21 protein-coding genes are annotated in these 20,290 nt (G+C 74.3%); 14 read left to right on the top strand and 7 right to left on the bottom strand.

Annotation, left to right across the window (positions count from 1 at the left end; all coding sequences use genetic code 11):
• Positions 1-21 precede the first annotated feature (21 nt).
• Complete coding sequence (locus ACFY00_RS02835) at positions 22-1,164, bottom strand: acyl-CoA dehydrogenase family protein (protein ID WP_388026484.1); 1,143 nt, start codon at positions 1,162-1,164, stop codon at positions 22-24.
• A 16-nt stretch (positions 1,165-1,180) separates the two neighbouring features.
• Positions 1,181-2,347 carry a CaiB/BaiF CoA transferase family protein gene (locus ACFY00_RS02830; RefSeq protein WP_388026483.1) on the bottom strand — a complete coding sequence of 389 codons (1,167 nt, stop codon included), beginning with the start codon at positions 2,345-2,347 and terminating at the stop codon, positions 1,181-1,183.
• Positions 2,348-2,546: 199 nt separating this feature from the next.
• On the opposite strand from ACFY00_RS02830, the gene ACFY00_RS02825 reads away from it, so the two are divergent.
• From ACFY00_RS02825 to ACFY00_RS02805, 5 genes are all read left to right on the top strand, one after another.
• Positions 2,547-3,251 (top strand): GNAT family N-acetyltransferase, encoded by a 705-nt coding sequence (locus tag ACFY00_RS02825; protein WP_388026482.1) that lies wholly within the window; start codon positions 2,547-2,549, stop codon positions 3,249-3,251.
• Between the two features lie 118 nt (positions 3,252-3,369).
• Positions 3,370-3,633 (top strand): DUF1876 domain-containing protein, encoded by a 264-nt coding sequence (locus tag ACFY00_RS02820; protein ID WP_285736345.1) that lies wholly within the window; start codon positions 3,370-3,372, stop codon positions 3,631-3,633.
• A 168-nt stretch (positions 3,634-3,801) separates the two neighbouring features.
• The gene (locus ACFY00_RS02815) at positions 3,802-4,455 is read left to right on the top strand and encodes a Pr6Pr family membrane protein (RefSeq protein WP_388026480.1); all 654 of its coding nucleotides are present in this window, start codon (positions 3,802-3,804) and stop codon (positions 4,453-4,455) included.
• 47 nt (positions 4,456-4,502) lie between these two features.
• Positions 4,503-4,787, top strand: a complete 285-nt coding sequence (locus tag ACFY00_RS02810; protein ID WP_388026479.1) for a hypothetical protein — start codon at positions 4,503-4,505, stop codon at positions 4,785-4,787.
• A complete protein-coding gene (locus ACFY00_RS02805) occupies positions 4,769-5,182 on the top strand; it encodes a PIN domain-containing protein (protein ID WP_388026477.1) in 414 nt (137 codons plus the stop codon). Before ACFY00_RS02810 ends, ACFY00_RS02805 begins: the two co-directional genes overlap by 19 nt.
• Before the next feature lie 15 nt (positions 5,183-5,197).
• On the opposite strand, the gene ACFY00_RS02800 is transcribed toward ACFY00_RS02805, so the two are convergent.
• Positions 5,198-6,010 (bottom strand): IclR family transcriptional regulator, encoded by an 813-nt coding sequence (locus tag ACFY00_RS02800; RefSeq protein ID WP_388026476.1) that lies wholly within the window; start codon positions 6,008-6,010, stop codon positions 5,198-5,200.
• Between the two features lie 202 nt (positions 6,011-6,212).
• On the opposite strand from ACFY00_RS02800, the gene ACFY00_RS02795 reads away from it, so the two are divergent.
• The 3 genes from ACFY00_RS02795 to ACFY00_RS02785 are packed head-to-tail and all read left to right on the top strand — an operon-like array spanning position 6,213 to position 9,386.
• On the top strand, positions 6,213-7,511 hold the full coding sequence (locus tag ACFY00_RS02795) for an extracellular solute-binding protein (RefSeq protein WP_388026591.1): 1,299 nt from the start codon (positions 6,213-6,215) through the stop codon (positions 7,509-7,511).
• Between the two features lie 31 nt (positions 7,512-7,542).
• Positions 7,543-8,517, top strand: coding sequence for a carbohydrate ABC transporter permease (locus ACFY00_RS02790; RefSeq protein WP_388026474.1), 975 nt, complete (start codon positions 7,543-7,545; stop codon positions 8,515-8,517).
• On the top strand, positions 8,514-9,386 hold the full coding sequence (locus tag ACFY00_RS02785) for a carbohydrate ABC transporter permease (protein WP_388026473.1): 873 nt from the start codon (positions 8,514-8,516) through the stop codon (positions 9,384-9,386). The genes ACFY00_RS02790 and ACFY00_RS02785 overlap by 4 nt, the downstream gene beginning before the upstream one ends.
• A gap of 16 nt (positions 9,387-9,402) precedes the next feature.
• On the opposite strand, the gene aroA is transcribed toward ACFY00_RS02785, so the two are convergent.
• Positions 9,403-10,635: a 3-phosphoshikimate 1-carboxyvinyltransferase gene (gene aroA / locus ACFY00_RS02780; RefSeq protein WP_388026471.1), complete on the bottom strand. Its 1,233-nt coding sequence runs from the start codon at positions 10,633-10,635 to the stop codon at positions 9,403-9,405.
• Between the two features lie 133 nt (positions 10,636-10,768).
• Positions 10,769-12,385, bottom strand: coding sequence for an ABC-F family ATP-binding cassette domain-containing protein (locus tag ACFY00_RS02775; RefSeq protein WP_388026470.1), 1,617 nt, complete (start codon positions 12,383-12,385; stop codon positions 10,769-10,771).
• A 366-nt stretch (positions 12,386-12,751) separates the two neighbouring features.
• On the opposite strand from ACFY00_RS02775, the gene ACFY00_RS02770 reads away from it, so the two are divergent.
• The 4 genes from ACFY00_RS02770 (at position 12,752) to ACFY00_RS02755 (ending at position 16,398) form a co-directional block, all read left to right on the top strand.
• Complete coding sequence (locus ACFY00_RS02770; protein ID WP_388026469.1) at positions 12,752-13,180, top strand: DUF4240 domain-containing protein; 429 nt, start codon at positions 12,752-12,754, stop codon at positions 13,178-13,180.
• 58 nt (positions 13,181-13,238) lie between these two features.
• Positions 13,239-14,885 carry an ABC-F family ATP-binding cassette domain-containing protein gene (locus ACFY00_RS02765; RefSeq protein WP_388026468.1) on the top strand — a complete coding sequence of 549 codons (1,647 nt, stop codon included), beginning with the start codon at positions 13,239-13,241 and terminating at the stop codon, positions 14,883-14,885.
• A gap of 108 nt (positions 14,886-14,993) precedes the next feature.
• Complete coding sequence (locus tag ACFY00_RS02760; protein ID WP_388026466.1) at positions 14,994-15,707, top strand: nitroreductase family protein; 714 nt, start codon at positions 14,994-14,996, stop codon at positions 15,705-15,707.
• 97 nt (positions 15,708-15,804) lie between these two features.
• Entirely contained in the window at positions 15,805-16,398 is a 594-nt protein-coding gene (locus ACFY00_RS02755; protein ID WP_388026464.1) for a GNAT family N-acetyltransferase, read from the top strand.
• A 113-nt stretch (positions 16,399-16,511) separates the two neighbouring features.
• Here the strand turns inward: ACFY00_RS02755 and ACFY00_RS02750 are convergent, their stop codons facing one another.
• A complete protein-coding gene (locus tag ACFY00_RS02750) occupies positions 16,512-17,144 on the bottom strand; it encodes a TetR/AcrR family transcriptional regulator (RefSeq protein WP_388026462.1) in 633 nt (210 codons plus the stop codon).
• Between the two features lie 141 nt (positions 17,145-17,285).
• On the opposite strand from ACFY00_RS02750, the gene ACFY00_RS02745 reads away from it, so the two are divergent.
• Positions 17,286-17,918 carry an FMN-dependent NADH-azoreductase gene (locus tag ACFY00_RS02745; RefSeq protein WP_388026461.1) on the top strand — a complete coding sequence of 211 codons (633 nt, stop codon included), beginning with the start codon at positions 17,286-17,288 and terminating at the stop codon, positions 17,916-17,918.
• 101 nt (positions 17,919-18,019) lie between these two features.
• On the top strand, positions 18,020-18,955 hold the full coding sequence (hemC, locus tag ACFY00_RS02740; RefSeq protein ID WP_388026460.1) for a hydroxymethylbilane synthase: 936 nt from the start codon (positions 18,020-18,022) through the stop codon (positions 18,953-18,955).
• Positions 18,956-19,060: 105 nt separating this feature from the next.
• On the opposite strand, the gene ACFY00_RS02735 is transcribed toward hemC, so the two are convergent.
• A complete protein-coding gene (locus ACFY00_RS02735; RefSeq protein ID WP_388026459.1) occupies positions 19,061-20,260 on the bottom strand; it encodes an MFS transporter in 1,200 nt (399 codons plus the stop codon).
• Positions 20,261-20,290 lie beyond the last annotated feature (30 nt).

The following is a 20,290-nucleotide window of genomic DNA, read 5'->3' as shown; positions in this document are numbered from 1 at the left end:
AATGAGCCTTTCGGACGGTTTTCAGGCGAGCAGGGAGCGGCCGACGATCTCTTTCATGATCTCCGTGGTGCCGCCGTAGATGGTCTGGACGCGCCCGTCGGTGAACGCCCGGGCGACCGCGCTGTCACTCATGTAGCCGGATCCGCCGTGCAGTTGCAGGCAGCGGTCGGCGGTGCGCTTCTGCAGCTCGGTGGCCCACCACTTGGCCATCGAGGCGTCCACCGGGGTCAGCGCGTAGCGGTTGTGCTCGCTCACGCAGCGGTCCACGAACGCGCGGGTGACGGCGCACTCGGTGGCCAGCTCGGCGATCTCGAACCGGACGTGCTGCAGCTTGGCCAGCGGGCGGCCGAACGCGGTGCGCTGCTTGACGTGGCCGATGGTCTCCGCGAGGACGCACTCGGCGGCGGCGATCGCGGCGACCGCGATGGTCAGCCGCTCCTGGGCCAGGTTGCGCATCAGGTACAGGAAGCCCTGGTGCTCCTCGCCGAGCAGGTTGGCCTTCGGCACCCGCACGTCGTGGAAGAACAACTCGGCGGTGTCCTGGGCCTTCTGGCCGATCTTGTCGAGGTTGCGGCCGCGCTCGAAGCCCGGCGTGCCGCGCTCCACCACCAGCAGGCTCAGGCCGTGCGCGCCGCCCTCGGCGGTGGTCCTCGCGACCACCACGACCAGGTCGGCCAGGATGCCGTTGGAGATGAAGGTCTTCGTGCCGTTCAGCAGGTAGTGGTCGCCCGCGTCGACGGCGGTGGTGCGGATCGCCTGCAGGTCGGAGCCGGTCTCCGGCTCGGTCATCGCGATCGCGGTGACCAGCTCGCCCGAGCAGAAGCCCGGCAGCCAGCGCTGCTTCTGCTCCTCGGTGGCCAGGCCGGTCAGGTACGGGCCGATGACGTCGTTGTGCAGGCCGACGGCCAGGCCGCTGGCCCCGGCCCGGACGAACTCCTCGGCCAGCACCGCGGCGAACCGGAAGTCGGCGCTGCCGCCGCCCCCGTACCGCTCCTCCACCGCCAGGCCGAGCAACCCTGCCTTCCCGGCGGCCAGCCAGGCGGAGCGGTCGACGACGCCCTGCTGCTCCCAGCGGGCGTGGTGCGGGGCGACCTCCCGGGCGAGGAAGGCCCGGACGGTGGCGCGGAAGTCCTCGTGCTCCTCGGTGTAGAGCTCGCGCTGCACGGGCTGGTCCCTTCCGTCAGGAGGATTGCGGGGCGAGGGGGTTCAGGGCGGGGACGGCCCAGTCGCGGGCCACCTCGGCGGTGTGCTCGCCGGGTCGGGCGGGCGGGGTGCGCAGCGCGCCGGGGGTGGCGGAGAAGCGCGGGGCGGGGGCGGGCTGGCGGGTGCCGCCGTGCTCGGGGTAGCTGCCGCGGGCGGCCAGGTGCGGGTGCGCGGCGGCCTCGCCCAGCGTCAGGACGGGGGCCACGCAGGCGTCGTGGTCGGCGAACAGCTCCGTCCACTCGGCCTGGGTGCGGGTCGCGAAGCGGGCCGCGAGGGCGGCGCGCAGCTCGGGCCAGCGCGGCAGGTCGTACTGCTCGGGGACGTCCGGGCCCAGCTCCAGCAGCCGGGCGAACTCGGCGTAGAAGCGCGGCTCCAGCGGGCCGACCGCCATCCAGCGGCCGTCGGAGGTCTCGTACGTCCCGTACCAGGGGGCGCCGCCGTCCAGCAGGTTGACGCCGCGGCGGTCCTGCCAGAGCCCCGCGTCGATCAGGCCCCACAGCATGGTGGACAGGTGCGCGGCGCCGTCCACGATCGCGGCGTCGACGACCTGGCCGGTGCCGGTGGCGCGGGCGTGGTGCAGCGCGGCGAGCAGGCCGACCACCAGGTAGAGCGAGCCGCCCGCGTAGTCGCCGAGCAGGTTGGCCGGGAGGGCCGGGGGCCCGTCGGGCGCGCCGATCAGCCCGAGCAGGCCGGAGGTCGCCAGGTACGTGACGTCGTGCCCGGCCCGCTGGGCCAGCGGCCCGTCCTGCCCCCAGCCGGTCATCCGGCCGTAGACCAGTGCCGGGTTGCGGGCCCGGCAGGCGTCCGGCCCGATGCCGAGCCGCTCGGCGACCCCGGGCCGCCAGCCCTCGACCAGCAGGTCCGCCCGGGCGGCGAGGTCGAGCACCGCGGCGACGCCCTCCGGCGCCTTCAGGTCGACCAGCACCGACCGCTTGTTGCGGTTGGTCAGGTCGCGCGCCGGGTCCGGTCCGAGCCCCTGCCCGCCGGGCCGGTCGACCCGCACCACGTCCGCCCCGAGGTCCGCGAGCAGCATCGCGGCGAACGGCCCGGGCCCGATGCCCGCGAGCTCCAGCACCCGCACCCCGGCCAGCGGGCCGGACGGGGGCGGTGCGGAGGGCGCTGCGGGGGGTGTTGCGGGGGTCATCGTCGACCGCCTCCCAGGTTTGACAGTGGAGCTGTCACAGTGGCGATGATAGGGACGTGACTCGCCGGTAACAAGAGCCCGGCACGGGCCGGTCGCGGGCCGGACGCGGGCTGGCGCCGCCGCCCGCGCGGGGTGCGGAGGCGGGGCGGGCGGGTGCGGGACCATGGGAGGGAGCGACCGAGCGGGAGGAACCGTGGGCATGGACGTGCTGGACGACCCGGTGGGGGCCTCGCTGGGCGGGGCGCACGCGCACCTGGCGCGGCGGTGCGGGGAGGCGGTGCGGTACGACCCGGAGGTGGCGAGCTTCAGCAGCGTCGGCCTCGCGCCGGGGCCCGGGGCGTGGGACGACCTGGCGGGGCTGCTGGGATCGGGCGAGTTCGCCGACCTGTTCAGCTGCCCTGCGCCGCCGCCCGCCCGCTGGCAGGCCGAATTCGTCCTGGAGGGGCACCAGTTGGTGCAGGAGCGACAGGTCCGTCCGGCCGCCCCCGCCGGGCTGCGGGTGGTCGAGCTGGGGGCGGCGGACGTGCCCGAGATGCTGGCGCTGGTGGCCAGCACCCGGCCCGGCCCGTTCCGGCCGCGCACCCGCGAGCTGGGCACCTACCTGGGCGTCCGCGACGGCGGGCCCGGCGGCGGGGGCGGCGGGGGCGCGCTGCTCGCGATGGCGGGCGAGCGCCTGCGCCCGCCGGGCTTCACCGAGGTCTCCGCGGTCTGCACCGCCCCCGAGGCCCGCGGCCGCGGCCTGGCCGCCCACCTGGTCGGCGAGCTCGCCGCCCGGATCACCGCCCGCGGCGAACGCCCGTTCCTGCACGTGGCGGCCGCCAACACCGGTGCGCTCGCGCTGTACGAGCGGCTGGGCTTCGTCCGCCGCGCCGACGTGGTCTTCCGCGGCTTCCGCACCCCCTGAACGCCCGCCCGCACGCCCGCGGGCCCGCGCTGTTGACGCCCTCCCGGCCGCGGCGGAGGCTGGAGGGACGAGGCGCACCGGCCGCCCGTGCGCGGTGCGCACCCGGAGGTGAACCGCCATGCAGAACCACTGGGTCGTCGACCTGAGCTTCGACGAGGACGAGTCCCGCACCACCTGCACCGCCTCGCTCAGCGGCTTCAGCGCCCCCGGCGCCCGCGGCACCGGCACGGCCCGGCGCAACCCCGTCGACGACGCCGACACCGCGATCGGCGAGGAGCTGGCCGCCGCCCGCGCCTGCAACGACCTCGCCCGGCAGCTGATCGGCCACGCCGCGACCGGCATCGAGAGCCACACCCACACGCCCGCGCAGCTCTCCTTCTGAGCCCGCGGACGGGCGCGCACCGGCCGCGCACCGGCCGCGCACCACCAGCGCACCGGCCGTGCACCGCCCCGGACCGGTGATCTTTTCCGACCGCCGAACCGGCGGGTAGAGTGCGGCGATCTGTCGTGCCCACGGGGGGCACCGCCGAAACGAACGTCCGGTGACCGCATGACCGTCTGGGCCCGCCCCGCCACCTGGTGGCGCTCCGCCATCGTCCTGTCCGCGTTCCTGGGGATCTTCCTCAGCAACAGCTCGCTGGTGTACTTCACCATCCAGAGCAACGTGATCGTGCTCGGCTACTTCCTGGCCGCGCTCTACTGGACGGCCCGGCGCGACACCGCCGACGCCCCGGCCCCCCGCCTGCGCGGCGCCGCCGTCCTGTACATCACCATCACCGGCATCGTCGCGCACGTCCTGCTCAACCACGGCGAGAACCCGCTGCCCGGCCTGTTCTCCGGCCCCGACCGCCTCCAGCACTGGTCGAGCTTCTTCCTGCACTACACCACCCCGCTGCTGGTCCTGGTCGAGTGGCTGCTGTGCTCCCCCCGCAACGCCTCCCGCTGGCGCGACCTGCCGCTGTGGCTCTCCTACCCCCTCGGCTACGCCGTCCTCACCGAGACCCGGGCGATCCTCTTCCCCGACTTCCCCGTCCGCTACCCCTACTTCTTCCTCGACCCCACCGAGAAGGGCTACGCCTGGGTCGGCCTCCAGATGGTCGAACTGGTCGCCGAGTTCGCCGCCCTCGGCGCCCTGGTCATCGGCCTCGACCGCCTGGGCACCAAGCTCCGCCGCACGCCCGCGACCGAGACCGCCGAGGCCTGACGGGCGCCGCCAGGACCGCTTTCCCACTTCTTTGATAATCTCGACCCATGACCGGGAGCACGTACAACATCGGCGACGGCCCCGCCACCAGGGTCAGCCTCTCGCTGCCGGAGGGCACTGCGGCCGCCATCCGGGAGCGGGTCGGAAAGCGCGAGTTCTCGGCGTTCATCACTGCCGCCGTCGAACGCGAACTCCGCGGCCGGATACTGGACGAGTACCTGGCCGACTACGAACGTCGCAATGGCCCGATCTCGACCGCCGCGCAGGACCGCGCCCGCGAGGTGTTCGACGAGGTGTTCGCCGGGGAGAGCGAATGGCCCGCCGCAAGCTGAGCCACGAGGGCACGCTGGTCCTCGACTCCGAGGGTCTCTCGCAGTTGCTGGCCGACCGCGAGCCCGTGGTCGCTCTGGTCGCGGAGGCCCGCGCCCGGGGCATGGAGGTGGTGATCAGCGCACTGACCGTCATCGAGGCGGTGCACGCACGTACCGACCAGGCCCGGCTGCGCTGGTTGCTCTCCGGGCTGCGGATCGCCCCGGTCGGCGAGGAGGAGGCCAGGGCCGCGTCCACCCTGTTGCTCTCGGCGGGCCTGCACGGGCACAAGTACGCGATCGACGCCGCGGTGGCCGAACTCGCTCTCCGGCAGCAGCGGCCGGTGGTGGTGCTGACCTCGGACGTCGACGACCTCACCAAGCTCTGCGGCGGCCGCGTCCGGCTGATCCCCGTGTAGCCCGCGGCGGCGCCGTCAGCGCGTGGAGCCCATCCGGCGGGAGACGCGGGCGGCGGTGGCGGCGACGACGGGGCCGAGTTCGCGGGCCCGGGCGGCGGTGATGCGGGAGGTGAGGGCGGAGGTGGAGATGGCGCCGATGACGGTGTTGTTGTGGTCGAAGACGGGGGCGGCGATGCAGCGGACCTCGGGTTCGTTCTCGCGGTCGTCGACGGCGTAGCCGCGGGTGCGGATGCGGGTGAGGTCGGCGCGCAGGGCGGCGGCCGAGGTGAGGGTGCGGGTGGTGATGGCGGGCAGGCCGTCGGCGACGACGGTGGCGAAGGCGTCCTCGGGGAGCCAGGCGAGCATGGCCTTGCCGACGGCGGTGCAGTACATGGGGGCGCGGCTGCCGATCCGGGAGGCCATCCGGACGGCGGTCTCGTTCTCGACCTTGTCGACGTAGACCACGTACGGGGTGTCGGGGACGCACAGGTGCACGGTGCCGCCGACCTCGCGCATCAGCTGGTGGGCCTCCTCGGAGGCGGCGGTGCGCAGGTCGAGGGTGGCGAGGTAGGCCTGGCCGAGCTGGAGGGCGCCGGGGCCGAGCCGGAAGTGGCCGGTGTCGCGGTCGCGGGCGAGGAGTTGGGCGTCGACCAGCGGGGCGGCCAGGCGCAGCACGGTGGACTTGGACATCCCCAGGCCGTCGGCGAGCGCGGTGAGGCTGAGGTCGGTGCCGGCCGCCGCGCGGTCCCGGACGTGTTCGAGCACCGCGAGGGCGCGGCGCAGCGACGCGGACTGGTTGCGTTCCGGTCGGCCCTCGGCGGGTCGGCTCTCGGCGGCGGTGCTGGTCATGGGGTGTGACGCTACGGCGCGGCCGGGCGGCGTGCCAGATCCGCAGCACATCGTTTTGCAGTGCAGAACTTTCGCGGTCTGCTCTTGTCGCCGCGCCCGGCGAGTTTCTAACGTCCCGCTCACACCGATCCCCCACTGCATGTCCCGGTTCGTCCCGGGGCGCGCAGGTGCGTCCCGCTGCGGCGAGGAGATGACGTTGAGCATGAAGAAGCTGGCCCGTGGTGCCGCCCTTGCCGTGCTGGCCGGCACCGTGGCCACGGCCTGTGCGCCGGGCACCGCGAAGACCGCCACGTCCGCGGACGAGCAGACCGGCACCGTGAAGGTGTGGCTGTACGACGAGGCGAACCGGGCGCCGAAGGAGCAGGTGGTGGCGCAGGCCGTCGCCGACTTCAAGGCGAAGCACGCGGGCGTCGAGGTCGAGGTGTCGTACATCCCGACCGACGCCGGTCCGCGCGCCGAGAAGATGAAGGGCGCGTTCAACGACCCGTCCTCGGCGCCGGACGTGGTGGAGTTCGGCAACACCGACCTGTTCGGCTACACCGCCTCGGGCGGCCTGGCCGACATCACCTCCGACCTGGCGGGCTGGGAGGAGGGCAAGGACCTGCCGCAGGACCTGAAGGACACCGCGGTGGTGGACGGCAGGACGTACGGCCTGCCGTGGTGGCTGGGCGTGCGGGCGCTGTACTACCGCACCGACGTGTTCGCCGAGCTGGGCCTGCAGGCGCCGACCACGTACGGGGAGCTGAAGTCGGCGGCGGAGAAGGTGCGGGCCGCGCACGGCGACCTGCTGGGCATCGCGGTCGGCGGCAAGTACACCTTCGGCGCGCTGCCGTTCGTGTGGGCCAACGGCGGCGACCTGGCGGCGCCGGGCGGCTCGGGCTACGCCTCGGCGATCGACTCGGCGCCGTCGCAGGCGGGCGTGAAGGCGTACACCGACCTGTTCACGGACGCGATCTGCCCGGCGCAGCAGTGCGCCGACCTGACCGGCGGCAAGACCGTGGAGGCGTTCGCGGCGGGCAAGGCCGGGATGGCGATCCTGCCGAACTCCTCGCGCAGCGCGGTGGAGGCGGGCGCGGCGAAGGGCAAGTACGCGATCGTGCCGCTGCCGGGCACCGCGGCCGGGACGATCGCCCCGGCGTTCTCCGGCGGCAACGACCTGGGCGTGATGAAGTCGACCAAGCACCGCAGCCTGGCGTCCGACTTCATCAAGGAACTGGCGTCCAAGAAGAACCAGTTGGCGCTGTTCGACGCGATGGGCAACCTGCCGACGCTCTCCTCGGCGCGCGCCGAGGTGGTGCAGAAGCAGCCGTGGCTGAAGCCGTTCACCGACACCATCGCGGCGGGCACCAAGTTCGTCCCGAAGGACGCCGCCTGGGCGAAGATCGACGCCCAGAACGTGGTGCCGACGATGCTGCAGAAGGTCATCACCGGCAAGTCCGACGTGGCCGGTGCCACCAAGGAGGCCGCGGCCGCGATGAACTCCTCGTTCAGCGGCAAGTAGCCACCGGCCCGTGGAGAAGCGGAAGTTGTCGATGCCTGCCACGACCGTCACCGCCCCGGCGGACCGGGGCGACTCCCCGGTCCGCCCGGCGGGCGGCGCCCCCGCCCCGGGCCGCCGCCGCTCCGGGCCGCTCGCCCGGATCCCCGTCCCGCTGTGGCTGCTGCTGCCCGCCGCCCTGGTCCTGCTCCCGCTGTTCGGGTACCCGCTGTACCAGCTGGGCCTGCTGTCGGTGCTCAAGTTCGGGCAGCCGCAGGCCTCCGGCGGGGTGCCGACCGAGTTCGTCGGCCTGTCCAACTACACCGACGTGCTGGGCGACGCCCAGTTCTGGACGGTGCTGGGCCAGACCCTGGCGTTCGCCGCGTTCTGCGTGCTGGCCACCCTGGCGGTCGGCGCGACCTGCGCGGTGCTGCTGACCCGGGTCGGCCGGTGGCCGCGGCTGATGCTGATGTTCGGCGCGCTGGGCGCCTGGGCGGCGCCCGCGATGACCGGCTCCACGGTGTGGCTGTTCCTGCTGGACACCAACTCCGGCCTGGTCAACGAGGTGCTCGGCACCCAGGGCCACAACTGGATGTACGACAAGTGGTCGGCGTTCGCGATGGTCGCCGTGGTCGTGGTCTGGCACAGCTTCCCGTTCGTGATGATCACCCTGTACGCGGGCATCCAGGCGATCCCCGACTCCGTCCTGGAGGCGGCCCGGCTGGACGGCGCCGGGACGGCCACCGTGTTCCGGAAGATCATGCTGCCGATGCTGCGGCCGCTGCTGGTGATCGTGGTGATCCAGTCGGTCATCTGGGACTTCAAGGTGTTCACCCAGATCTACGTGATGACCGGGGGCGGCGGCATCGCGGGCCAGAACCTGGTCCTCAACGTCTACGCCTACCAGAAGGCCTTCGTCGCCGAGAACTACAGCCTCGGCGCCGCGATCGGCGTCCTGATGACGCTGATCCTGCTGGCCGTCACCGCCGTCTACGTCCGCAGCCTGCGCCGCTCCGGGGAGGAACTGTGACCAGCAAGCGCTTCTCGGCCGCGCGCCGCGACAACCGGGTGCTGCGGCAGGGGGCCAACACCGTCGCCGTGGTGCTGGCCCTGCTGACGGTGTTCCCGCTGTACTGGATGGTGCTGTCGGCGCTGAAGCCGAAGGGCGAGATCACCGCGGCGCACCCGCGGCCGTGGACGTTCGCACCGACGCTGGAGAACTTCCGCAACGCCCTGGGGGTCTCCGGGTTCGGGCGGTACTTCCTGAACAGCCTGGCGGTGGCGGTGGTCGTGGTGGTGGTGTCGGCCGCGATCGCGTTCCTGGCGGCGGTGGCGCTGTCCCGGTTCAGGTTCCGGTTCCGGACCACGATCCTGATCATGTTCCTGGTGGCGCAGATGGTGCCGGTGGAGGCGCTGACCATCCCGCTGTTCTTCCTGGTCCGGGACATCGGCACGGTCGCGCCGGGCTTCGGCCTGTCCTCGCTGGGCTCGCTGATGCTGGTGAACCTGGCGTTCTCGCTGCCGTTCGCGGTGTGGATGCTGCGCGGGTTCGTCGCCGCGGTGCCGGAGTCGCTGGAGGAGGCGGCCCGGATCGACGGGGCGAGCCGGTTCACCGTCCTGTGGCGGATCCTGTTCCCGCTGGTGGCCCCGGGCCTGGCGGCCACCAGCGTGTTCTCCTTCATCACGGCGTGGAACGACTTCGTGTTCGCGAAGACGCTGATCCTGGACACCGACCACCAGACGCTGCCCGCCGCGCTGATGGTGTTCTTCAAGCCGGACGAGAACGACTGGGGCGGCATCATGGCCGCCTCGACCCTGATGACGGTGCCGGTGCTGGTCTTCTTCGTGCTGGTCCAGCGGCACATGGTCTCGGGCCTGGGCGGCGCGGTGAAGGACTGAGCGGCTCCCGGGCGGCTCAGCCCTCCGGCCGGGCCGCCCAGGCGGCGAACGCCTCGTGGAAGCCGGGGAAGGTCTTGCGGACGCAGCCCGGGTCGTCGAAGGTCGTGCCCGGGGTGCGCAGCCCGGCGACGGCGAAGGACATCACGATCCGGTGGTCGCCGCGGGTCTCGATCTCGACGGGCTTGGGGGTGCCGGGGCGGATCTCGATCCAGTCCCGGCCGGTGGCGACGTCGACGCCCTGGCGGCGCAGGTTCTCCGCGCAGGCGTCGAGCCGGTCGCACTCCTTGACCCGGGTGTTGTAGACGTCCTCGATCCGGATCGGGCCGGAGGCGAACGGGGCGATGGCGGCCAGCGTCGGCATGGTGTCGGAGATGTCGCGCATGTTGACGGTGCCGCCGGTGAGCGTGCCGCCGGTGACGGTGGTGGCGTCCGCCCCGATCTCGACCTTCGCGCCGAGGCGCTCCAGCACCTCGACGAACTTCAGGTCGCCCTGGAGCGCGCCGCGCCCCAGCCCGGGGACGGTCACCTCGCGGCCGGTCAGCGCGGCGGCGGCGAAGAAGTACGAGGCGGTGGAGGCGTCCGGCTCGACCGGGTACCGGACGGCGGTGTAGCCGCCCGCCGGAACGTCGAACACGTTCCCCTCGCGGGCCACCTCGACGCCGAAGCTGCGCATCATCGCGAGGGTGATCTCGACGTACGGGGCGGAGACCAGGTCGGTGACGCGGATCCGCAGGCCGGTGCGGGTGAGCGGGCCCAGCAGCAGCAGCGCCGTCAGGTACTGCGAGGAGAGCCCGGCGTCGAGCGTCACCTCCCCGCCCTCGACGCCCGCCGCCCGGACGCTCAGCGGGTGGTGGCCCTCGGCGCCGTGGTGCTCCAGCTCGACGCCGAGCTCGCGCAGCGCGGTGGTGAGCGGGCCCAGCGGGCGGCGGCGCATCTGCTCGGACGCGTCGAAGTGGAAGGTGCCGTGCCCGGCGGCGGCCAGCGCCGGCAGGAAGCGCGCCGTGGTCGCGCCGTCCCGGCAGAACACCGACGCCCCGTCGACCCCGGGCCCCTGCGGACGCCCGGTGATCCGCCACTCCCGCTCCGCGCGCTCCACCTCGTACCCGAGCGCGCGCAGCCCCTCCGCGAACCCCTCGGTGTCGTCCGACACCAGCGGCCGCACCAGCGTGGTCACCCCGTCCGCCGCCGCGGCCAGGAACAGCGCCCGCGCCGTCACCGACTTCGAACCGGGGATCTCGACCAGTGCCACGACACACACTCCAGCAGGACCGACGACAACAGGACGCCCCCGATCCTGCCCTCCCCCCGCCCGCCCCGTCCCCCTCGTCCCACGGTACGGACACCGCGACGGAACGAAGGGGACGGCGCGGGCGACGGCCGGGTCAGCGCGGGTCGGTCGGGCGCAGTTCGCCTCCCTCCCACTCCAGCCAGCGGGTGATGCCGATCTCGCGGAGGAAGGGGAGGTCGTGGCTGGCGACGATCAGGGTGCCGCGGTAGCCCGCGAGGGCCTGGGTGAGTTGGCGGACGCTGGAGAGGTCGAGGTTGTTGGTGGGTTCGTCGAGTAGCAGGAGCTGCGGGGGCGGGTCGGCCAGCAGGAGGGCGGCGAGGGTGGCGCGGAAGCGTTCGCCGCCGGAGAGGGTGCCGGCCGGTTGGTCGGCGCGGGCGCCGCGGAACAGGAAGCGGGCGAGGCGGGCCCGGACCTCGTTGTCGGTGGCGGCGGGGGCGTGCGCCCTGACGTTCCGGAAGACCGTCTCCTCCTCGTCCAGGACGTCCAACTGCTGTGGGAGGTAGCGCAGTTGGACCGGGGTGGTGACCATGCCCTCGGCGGGGGCGAGTTCACCGGCGACGGTGCGCAGCAGCGTGGTCTTGCCGGAGCCGTTGCGGCCGGTGAGGGCGATCCGCTCGGGGCCGCGCACGTCCAGGTCGATCCGGCCGCGGCCGCCGTGGGCGAGGCGGACGCCCTCCAGGGTGAGGACGATGCGCCCGGCGGGGACGGCGGTGCGGGGCAGGTCGATCCGGATCTCGGCGTCGTCGCGGACGGCCTCCTCGGCGGTGGCCAGCCGCTCCTTGGCCTCGTTGAGGCGTTCGGTGTGCATGCCGCGCAGGCGGCCCGCGGTCTCCTCGCCCCTGCCCTGGAGCTTGTCGGCCAGCGCCTTGGGGTCGTTGCGGCGCACCGAGCGCTGCTTGCCGTAGGCGGCGGACTTGGCGAGCCGCTGGGTCGCCTCGACCAGATCCCGCTTCTGGCGCTTGACGTCGGCCTCGGCGTTGCGGACGAGGCGCTCGGCGGCCTCCTGCTCGGTCTCCAGCGCCTCCTGGTAGGCGCTGAAGTTGCCGCCGTACCACGTGACCTGGCCGTCCCGCAGGTCGGCGATCTGGTCGACCCGCTCCAGCAGCTCGCGGTCGTGGCTGACCAGCAGCAGCACGCCGGGGAAGGCGGCCACCGCGTCGTACAGCCGGGCCCGGGCCTGGACGTCGAGGTTGTTGGTGGGCTCGTCGAGCAGCAGGACGTCGGGGCGGCGCAGCAGCAGGGCGGCGAGGTGCAGCAGCACGGCCTGGCCGCCGGAGAGTTCGCCGGTGGTGCGGTCGAGGTCGAGCTCGGTGAGGCCGAGGCGGTCGAGGGTCGCGCGGGCGCGCTCCTCGACGTCCCAGTCATCGCCGACGGTGGTGAAGTGGCGTTCGTCCACGTCTCCGGACTCGATGGCGTGCAGGGCCTCGCGCCGGGCCCGGATGCCGAGCGTCTCGTCGACCCGCTGCCCGGCGACGACCGTCAGGTCCTGCGGCAGGTAGGCGAGTTCGCCCGCGACGCGGACGCTGCCCGCGGCGGGGGTGAGCTCGCCCGCGATCAGCCGCAGCAGCGTGGACTTGCCCGCGCCGTTGAGGCCGACCAGCCCGGTCCGCCCCGGGCCGACGGCGAGGTGGAAACCGCTCAGCACGGGGCGGCCGTCGGGCCACTCGAAGCCGAGGTCGGTGCAGAGGATCGAGGTGGTGGGTTGCGCCATGAGGGCCTCCTGGAGGTTGCCGCGTAGGGAAGGGGAGCAACACGGGAGACACCGGGGACGCGGGAGCGCGGAAGCACAGGAGCACGGGGCCGTCGCGGGGAAACGGAAAACCCGCACGGGAGCCGTGATCGCTGCCCTGCCGAGGTCGCACTCGCGCCCGCACGCTCAACGGACCCGGAAAGGACACGGGTGTGGCGTGGCGCGGTGTCTCATGACCTCAGACGAGCAACGGCCTTCTCCAGACGTGCGGGAATGCGACGTCTTCGAGGGTACGCAACCCCTCGCACCTCCGGCAACGGAATTAGGTCCCGACCCCGGACCACGCCTCCCGGCCCGCTGTCAGTGGCCCCGGGCACACTCGGCGCCGTGGACGAGGACGAGTTCTGGCACCTGCTGGAGGAGTGCCGCCCGCCCGGCGCGGACCCGGACGCGGAGCGCCTGGCCGCCGCACTGGAGGAGCGCCTGTCGGCCGGGCCGGTCGCCACCGTGGTCCGCTTCGCCGAGCGGCTGTCGACGGCGCTGTACCGGCTGGACCGCCGCGAGCTGGGCGAGGGGCTGGGCGGCGACGCCTTCCTCTACGCCCGCGCGGCGGTGGTCGCCGACGGCCGCGCCGCGTACCGGGCGGTGCTGGCCGACCCGCGCCGCTTCGCGCCGTACGCCGAGGGGTTCGTCTGGGCCGAGCCGCTGCTGTACGTCCCGGACCGGGCGTACCGGCGGCTGACCGGCGAGGAGTGGCAGCGCGCGACGGCGCACGGCTACGAGTCGTACTCCAACGCCGGGGGCTGGGCCCGCTAGGTCCTGTCCGGCCGCCCGGCCGGGGCGGTCCGGGGCGCCGCCTAGAATCGTCCCCATCATGACTGCCACTCTCGTCGTCAAGGACCTCGCCGCCGGCCACGGCGAGCGCACGCTGTTCTCCGGGCTGGACCTGGTCGTCGCCCCCGGGGACGTGATCGGCCTGGTCGGGGTGAACGGCGCGGGGAAGTCGACCCTGCTGCGCCTGCTCGCCGGGCTGGACGCCCCGGAGGGCGGCAGCCTGAAGCTCAGCCCGCCGACCGCGAACGTCGGCCACCTGCCGCAGGAGCCGGAGCGCCGGGAGGGCGAGTCGGTGCGCGACTTCCTGGCCCGCCGCACCGGCGTCGCGGCGGCGCAGGCGGCGCTGGACGAGGCCACCGAGGGCCTGGTGGAGGGCCGCCCGGGCGCGGACGACGCGTACGCGGAGAGCCTGGACCGCTGGCTGGAGCTGGGCGGCGCGGACCTGGAGGAGCGGGCCGAGGAGGTCGCCGGCTCGCTGGGCCTGAAGGTCTCGCTGGACGTGCCGATGACGGCGCTGTCCGGCGGCCAGGCGGCCCGCGCGGGTCTGGCCTCGCTGCTGCTGTCGCGCTACGACGTGTTCCTGCTGGACGAACCCACCAACGACCTGGACCTGGACGGCCTGGAGCGGCTGGAGGCGTTCGTGAAGGGCCTGCGCGCGGGCACCGTGCTGATCAGCCACGACCGCGAGTTCCTGGCCCGCACCGTCACCCGCGTCCTGGAACTCGACCTGCACCAAGGGCAGGTGAACCTGTACGGCGGCGGTTACGAGGCGTACCTGGAGGAGCGGGCGATCTCCCGGCGGCACGCCCGCGAGCAGTACGAGGAGTTCGCGGACACCAGGGCGGGCCTGGAGGCCCGGGCCCAGATGCAGCGCAACTGGATGGAGCACGGCGTCCGCAACGCCCGGCGCAAGGGCGGCGACAACGACAAGAAGGCCCGGGCGCAGCGCGCCGAGTCGACCGAGAAGCAGGCCGCGAAGGCCCGGCAGACCCAGCGGATGATCGAGCGCCTGGACGTGGTGGAGGAGCCCCGCAAGGAGTGGGAGCTGCGGATGGAGATCGCCGCCGCGCCGCGCTCCGGCTCGGTCGTGGCGACGCTGCGCCAGGCCGCCGTCAAGCGCGGGGATTTCGCGTTCGGCCCGGTGGACCTGCAGGTCGACTGGGCGGACCGGGTGGCGATCACCGGTGCCAACGGCGCGGGCAAGTCGACGCTGCTGGCGGCGCTGCTGGGACGGCTGGAGCTGGACTCGGGCTCCGCGGCGCTGGGTTCGGGCGTGCGGATCGGCGAGGTGGAGCAGGCCCGCGGGCACCTGTTCGGCGGCGACGCCGGGCGCCCGCTGCTGGAGGCGTTCGCGGCCGCCGTGCCGGAGCTGAACCCGGAGGACGTGCGGACCCTGCTGGCGAAGTTCGGCCTGAAGGCGGTGCACGTGATGCGCCCCGCCGGGACGCTCTCCCCGGGCGAGCGGACCAGGGCGGCGCTGGCGCTGCTGCAGGCCCGCGGGGTGAACCTGCTGGTGCTGGACGAGCCGACCAACCACCTGGACCTGCCCGCGATCGAGCAGTTGGAGTCGGCGCTGGCCTCGTACACCGGCACCCTGCTGCTGGTCACCCACGACCGGCGGATGCTGGAGGCCGTGCAGGTGAACCGGCGCCTGGTGGTCGCGGACGGGAAGGTCACCGAGGCCTGAGGGCCCGGCACCCGCCGGTGGCCGCGGCCGGCCGCCGCACTTGCCGGTATTCGCCGACCGCGCCCCGGCCCCTTCCGCCGGGGCGCGCGGCGTGCTGGGGTGGCGCGCATGGCTGACCGTGACCCCTCCCGCGCGCCGTCCGACCCGACGCCGCCGCCGCTCCGCCCGGCGCCGTCCCACCCGACGACGCCGCTGCACCCGATGAGCGTCCCCGCCCACGAGGCGGCCGACCGCTGCCGGGGCTTCTACCAGGTGATGGACCGGCGCCGCACCGTGCGCGACTACTCGACCCGGCCGCTGCCCGAGGGCGTGCTGGAGTGGGCGGTGCGGACGGCGGCGACCGCGCCCAGCGGCGCGCACGTGCAGCCGTGGCGGTTCGTGGTGGTCACCGACCCGGAGCGCAAGCGGCGGCTGCGGGAGGCCGCGGAGGCGGAGGAGCGGGAGTTCTACGCGCACCGGGCGTCCGAGGAGTGGCTGGCGGCGCTGGCCCCGATCGGCACCGACTGGCACAAGCCGTTCCTGGAGGACGCGCCCGCGGTGATCGTGGTGTTCGAGGTGCACAAGGGCCCGAACTCGCCCCGGCCCTACTACACCAAGGAGTCGGTCGGCATCGCGGTCGGCTTCCTGCTGTCCGCCCTGCACCAGGCGGGCCTGGCCACGCTGACCCACACCCCCAGCCCGATGCGCTTCCTGAACGAGGTCTGCGACCGCCCGCCGGAGGAGCGCGCCGCGTACGTCATCCCGGTCGGCTACCCCGCCGAGGACGCCCGGGTGCCGGACCTGGTCCGCAAGCCGCTGGACGAGGTGCTGGTGCGGCTGTGACCTGCGGCGGGACGACGGCCCGCGGCGGGCGGCAGGCAAGGGTGGCGGAGCGGATATCCGCTGGTCGGGGCGGTCGTGCATGACGCATACTCCGTCCATGAGTCACTCCACCGACGCACCTGACGACACCGTGCGACCGATCACCGCGGGCCGCCCGCCCGAGCTGCTGCCCCTCGGCGGCGGAGCACACCTGCGCCGCCGCCGCCTGGCGGACGCGGCAGCGCTGAACGCCGCGGTGATCGACAACCTCGACCACCTGCGTCCGTGGATGCCCTGGGCCCGGCACGCGCCGACGCCGGCGGAGAGCGAGCAGCTCTCGGTGGCGGGCGAGAAGGTCTGGGACGAGGGCACCGACTTCATGTACCTGCTCGGCCTGGACGCCGACCCGGCCGCGGTCATCGGCGGCTTCGGCCTGCACGGCCGGATCGGCCCCGGCGCGCTGGAGATCGGCTACTGGGTGCACCGCGAGCACACCGGCCGCGGCCTGGCCACCGCGGCCGCCCGCGCCCTCACCGACGCGGCGCTGGCGCTGCCCGGGATCACCCGCACCGAGATTCACTGCGACGAGTCGAACGCCGCCAGCGCCGCCGTCCCCCGCAAGCTCGGCTACGTCCTGGACCGGATCGACGAGGAGGCCCCGACCGCCCCCGCCGAGACCGGCCGCAAGATGATCTGGCTGCACCGCGGCTGACCGCCCGCACGCGACGCCTCACGAAGGGGACGGCCCGCCGGCCGTCCCCTTCGGCCGTCTAGCGAGCCGTTCAGCGGGCCGTCCAGCGGGCCGCGAGCCGTCCAGCGGGCCGTTCAGCGGCGGGCGACCCGCTCGACCAGGGTCTGCCAGCCGTCCGCGAGCAGGGTGCCCAGGTCGTTCCGGCCGCACCCGGCGGACTCGCTCTCGGGGGACTGGTCGGCGACCAGGAAGAGCAGCGGGGGACCCTCCAGGGCGCTGGCGAGCTGGAGCGAGAGGGTGTCCGGGTCGGGGAGGTCCAGGGCGGCCTGGCCCAGCAGCATCCGGATGTGCGGGCGGGAGAAGTTCGGGCCGACCGCGGGCGGGACGGGCCCCTTGCGCTCGAACGCGGCGCGGGCGATCTCGTGGCGCTCCAGCAGGAAGCGGGTGCGGGCGCGCCCGTAGGCGATCAGCCGGTCGATCGGGTCGGCGCCGGGCCCGAGCGGGGGCGGGCCGGACAGCACCTGGCACTGGAAGCGCTGCTCCTCGGCGTCGAGCAGGGCTCGGAAGATCCCGGCCCGGGTGCCGAAGCGGCGGAACACGGTGCCCTTGCCCAGCCCGGCGCGTTCGGCCAGCCCGTCCATGGTCACGTGGTCCGCCCCGAGCTCGGCGATCATCGCGCGGGCGGTGCAGAGCAGCACCTCGCGGTTGCGGGCGGCGTCCGCGCGCTCGGTGGGGGGCGGGCCGAAGGGGACCAGGGGGCTGTCCATGGCCACAATTTACCCGGCGACAGAAACGGGGTAAAGTCCGTTTACGTCGAGTGCGGCGCCTCCCCGGCCCGCACCCCCGCTTCGCCGTGCCCACCCGCGCCCGCCACTCCCCGGCGGGGCGCGAACCGAGGAGTCACTGTCATGAACCTGTTCCGCCTGGACGCCAGCATCATGCCCGGCGCCTCCACCAGCGCCGAGCTCGCCAACGCCGCCGAGGCCGAGTGGACCGCCGCCCACCCCGAGGGCACCGTCACCCGCCGCAACCTGGGCACCGACCCGCTGCCCGGCGACGTGTGGGCCACCGCCGCCCTGGCCGGCTTCACCCCCGAGGACCAGCGCACCCCCGAGCAGCAGGAGGCCGCCGCCCTCGGCGCCTCCCTCGCCGAGGAGCTGCGCGCCGCCGACGCCGCGATCATCGCCGTCCCGCTCTACAACTGGGGCGTCTCCCAGCACTTCAAGACCTGGGTCGACCTGGTCATCGCGGGCGCCGGCCCGACCGCCGAGCTGCTCAAGGGCAAGCCGGTCGTCCTGGTCACCTCCCTCGGCGGCGGCTTCGCCCCCGGCACCCCCCGCGAGGGCTGGGACCACTCCACCCCGTACGTCGAGCGCATCCTGCGCGACGTCTGGGGCGCCGACCTCACCACCATCCGCCGCGAGCTGACCCTCGCCGCCGTCAACCCGGCGATGGAGAGCCTGCGCGACCTCGCCGCCGAGTACCACGCCCAGGCCCTGGAGGCCGCCACCGCCGCGGGCAAGGCGCTCGTCCGCGCCTGAACCCCCGCACCGCGCGCACCCGGGAGGGCCCCCTTCCCGGGTGCGCCGGTGCGCGGCCGGGCCGTCCCGGCCGCCGCTGTGAGACGGCCTATCATCTCGGCATGCCCTCAGCCGAGTTGGTCCGCATCGTCTCCCGCTCCTCGCCCATGGCGCTCGCCCAGGTGGAACGCGTCCGCGCCGAACTGGCCGCGCTCCACCCGGGCATCCGGACGGAGGTGGTGCCCGTCACCACCTCCGGCGACCGCTGGACGGGCGACCTGGCCGCCCTCGGTGGGAAGGGCGCCTTCACCAAGGAGGTCGACCAGGCCCTGCTCGACGGTGCGGCCGACCTGGCGGTGCACTGCCTCAAGGACGTCCCCGCCGACCGCCCGCTACCGGCCGGCACCACCTTCGCCGCCCACCTGCGGCGCGACGACATCCGCGACGCCCTGGTCCACCCCGGCGGCCTGACCCTCGACCAGCTCCCGCCCGGCAGCCGGATCGGCACCTCCTCCGTCCGCCGGATCGCCCAACTCGCCGTCTCCCACCCGCACCTGGAGACCGTGCCGATCCGCGGCAACGCCAACAGCCGCCTCGCCAAACTGGCGGCCGGCGAGGCCGACGCCCTGCTGCTGGCCGTCTCCGGCCTGGAACGGATCGGCGCCACCGACCGGATCAGCGAGATCCTCACCGTCGAGGCGATGTGCCCCCCGATCGGCGCCGGAATCCTCGCCCTGCAGTGCCGCGAGGACGACACCCGCACCATCGACACCGTCTCCGCCCTCGGCCACCACGACACCTGGCGCGAAGCCGCCGCCGAGCGGATGTTCCTCCACGTCCTGCAGGGCCACTGCAACTCCCCCATCGCCGGCTACGCCAAGGCCGAACCCGACGGCACCCTCTCCCTGCGCGGCCACGTCTTCACCCCCGACGGCAAGCGCATCCTGAAGGCCCACGAATGGGCCGGCCCGCTCTCCCCCGAAGACCTCGGCACCTCCGTCGCCCTCACCCTCAAGCGCGCCGGTGCCGCCGAACTCATCGCCGCCATCCCGCACTGACCCCCCGCCGAGCGCCCCTCCGCGCCCCGTACGCCCAGCGGCGCGAGCAGTTCCAAGGCCGAGCGGAGGTGGCCCGTGCGGCCCCGGCCCGGGCCGCACGGGCGGTCAGGGGGTGCTGTCCGCCGGAACCCCGGCGGGGGCGGTGCGCAGGACGCCCGCGCTGGCGGCGGTGGCGGCGCAGAGCAGGGTGAGCAGGAGGAAGGCGTGGTTGAGGGCGGTGAGGTGGGTGAGCCAGCCGATGACGGCGGGCCCGGCGAGCATGCCGAGGTAGCCGAGTCCGGCGACCCGGGAGACGTTGGCGCCCGCGGCGGCGGGGTCGGCGTGGCCCGCGGCGCTGAGGAGTTGCGGGACGCAGCCGGAGAGGCCGAGGCCGAACAGCGCCCAGCCGAGGAAGGCGGCCCACGTCCAGGGGGTGAGGGCAGCGACGGTGATGCCGAGGGCGGCGGTGGCCGCGCCGTGACGCAGGACGGCCGTCGAGCCGTGGCGGGTGGCGATCCGGTCGGCGAGCAGGCGTCCGGTGGTCATGGCGGCGGCGAAGGCGCCGTACGCGAAGGCGGCGGTGGAGGCGGGCGCGCCGAGGACGTCCTTGAGGTGCAGGGCGCTCCAGTCGTTGGCGGCGCCCTCGGCGAGCATGACCATCAGCGCCAGGACGGCGAGCATCCGGATCCGGCGGCGCACCTCACCGCCCTCGGCGGTCGACGCGTCCGCGGCATCGGAGGCGGCATCGGAGGCGGCATCGGGGGCGGGGCCCGCGGGCAGCAGGCCGCGCGCGGCGAGCAGGGCGGTGGCGAGGCCGAGCGCGCCGAGCAGGGCGAGGGTGGCGACCGGGCCGAGGCCGGTCGCGGTGGCCGCGGCGGCGGCACCGGCGGCGAGCACGCCGCCGATCGAGAAGGTGGCGTGGAAGCCGGACATGACGGGCCGCCCGTAGGCCTGCTCGACGTGGACGGCGTGGGCGTTCATGCTCACGTCCAGGCAGCCGTTGGCGAAGCCGAAGACCAGCAGCGCGGCCGCCAGCGTCCACGGGTTCGGGGCGAGGCCGGGCAGCACCAGGGAGGCGGCGCACAGGGCGCCGGAGGCGGGGACGGCGGTGCGGGCGCCGAGGCGGTCGGTGAGGGGCCCGGCGGCCCGCATGCCCGCGAAGGCGCCGAGGCCGAGCAGGACGAGCAGGCCGCCGAGGGCGGCGTGGCCGATGCCGACCCGGGCTTCGACCGCGGGGATGTGCACGACCCAGGCGCCCATCAGGGTGCCGCACAGGACGAAGTAGACGTAGGTCGCCGCTCGGGCGGCCCGGAGCGAGCGTTCCATGCCGTCGACCATAACGAACATTCTTTGTGT

It is taken from the genome of Kitasatospora sp. NPDC001540 (assembly GCF_042894345.1).
Classification (GTDB): Bacteria; Actinomycetota; Actinomycetes; order Streptomycetales; family Streptomycetaceae; genus Kitasatospora; species Kitasatospora phosalacinea_C.
Note: the sequence above shows the minus strand (reverse complement) of the source record. Positions and strands in the feature narration are given on the sequence as shown.

What these genes read in the sequence shown, in the direction of transcription:
- ACFY00_RS02830 (WP_388026483.1), bottom strand. Translation starts at nt 2,347, where the DNA reads ATGACCCCCGCAACACCCCCCGCAGCGCCCTCCGCACCGCCCCCGTCC.
- ACFY00_RS02825 (WP_388026482.1), top strand. Translation starts at nt 2,547, where the DNA reads ATGGACGTGCTGGACGACCCGGTGGGGGCCTCGCTGGGCGGGGCGCAC.
- ACFY00_RS02820 (WP_285736345.1), top strand. Translation starts at nt 3,370, where the DNA reads ATGCAGAACCACTGGGTCGTCGACCTGAGCTTCGACGAGGACGAGTCC.
- ACFY00_RS02815 (WP_388026480.1), top strand. Translation starts at nt 3,802, where the DNA reads ATGACCGTCTGGGCCCGCCCCGCCACCTGGTGGCGCTCCGCCATCGTC.
- ACFY00_RS02810 (WP_388026479.1), top strand. Translation starts at nt 4,503, where the DNA reads ATGACCGGGAGCACGTACAACATCGGCGACGGCCCCGCCACCAGGGTC.
- ACFY00_RS02805 (WP_388026477.1), top strand. Translation starts at nt 4,769, where the DNA reads ATGGCCCGCCGCAAGCTGAGCCACGAGGGCACGCTGGTCCTCGACTCC.
- ACFY00_RS02800 (WP_388026476.1), bottom strand. Translation starts at nt 6,010, where the DNA reads ATGACCAGCACCGCCGCCGAGAGCCGACCCGCCGAGGGCCGACCGGAA.
- ACFY00_RS02795 (WP_388026591.1), top strand. Translation starts at nt 6,213, where the DNA reads ATGAAGAAGCTGGCCCGTGGTGCCGCCCTTGCCGTGCTGGCCGGCACC.
- ACFY00_RS02790 (WP_388026474.1), top strand. Translation starts at nt 7,543, where the DNA reads ATGCCTGCCACGACCGTCACCGCCCCGGCGGACCGGGGCGACTCCCCG.
- ACFY00_RS02775 (WP_388026470.1), bottom strand. Translation starts at nt 12,385, where the DNA reads ATGGCGCAACCCACCACCTCGATCCTCTGCACCGACCTCGGCTTCGAG.
- ACFY00_RS02765 (WP_388026468.1), top strand. Translation starts at nt 13,239, where the DNA reads ATGACTGCCACTCTCGTCGTCAAGGACCTCGCCGCCGGCCACGGCGAG.
- ACFY00_RS02760 (WP_388026466.1), top strand. Translation starts at nt 14,994, where the DNA reads ATGGCTGACCGTGACCCCTCCCGCGCGCCGTCCGACCCGACGCCGCCG.
- ACFY00_RS02755 (WP_388026464.1), top strand. Translation starts at nt 15,805, where the DNA reads ATGAGTCACTCCACCGACGCACCTGACGACACCGTGCGACCGATCACC.
- ACFY00_RS02750 (WP_388026462.1), bottom strand. Translation starts at nt 17,144, where the DNA reads ATGGACAGCCCCCTGGTCCCCTTCGGCCCGCCCCCCACCGAGCGCGCG.
- ACFY00_RS02745 (WP_388026461.1), top strand. Translation starts at nt 17,286, where the DNA reads ATGAACCTGTTCCGCCTGGACGCCAGCATCATGCCCGGCGCCTCCACC.
- hemC (WP_388026460.1), top strand. Translation starts at nt 18,020, where the DNA reads ATGCCCTCAGCCGAGTTGGTCCGCATCGTCTCCCGCTCCTCGCCCATG.
- ACFY00_RS02735 (WP_388026459.1), bottom strand. Translation starts at nt 20,260, where the DNA reads ATGGAACGCTCGCTCCGGGCCGCCCGAGCGGCGACCTACGTCTACTTC.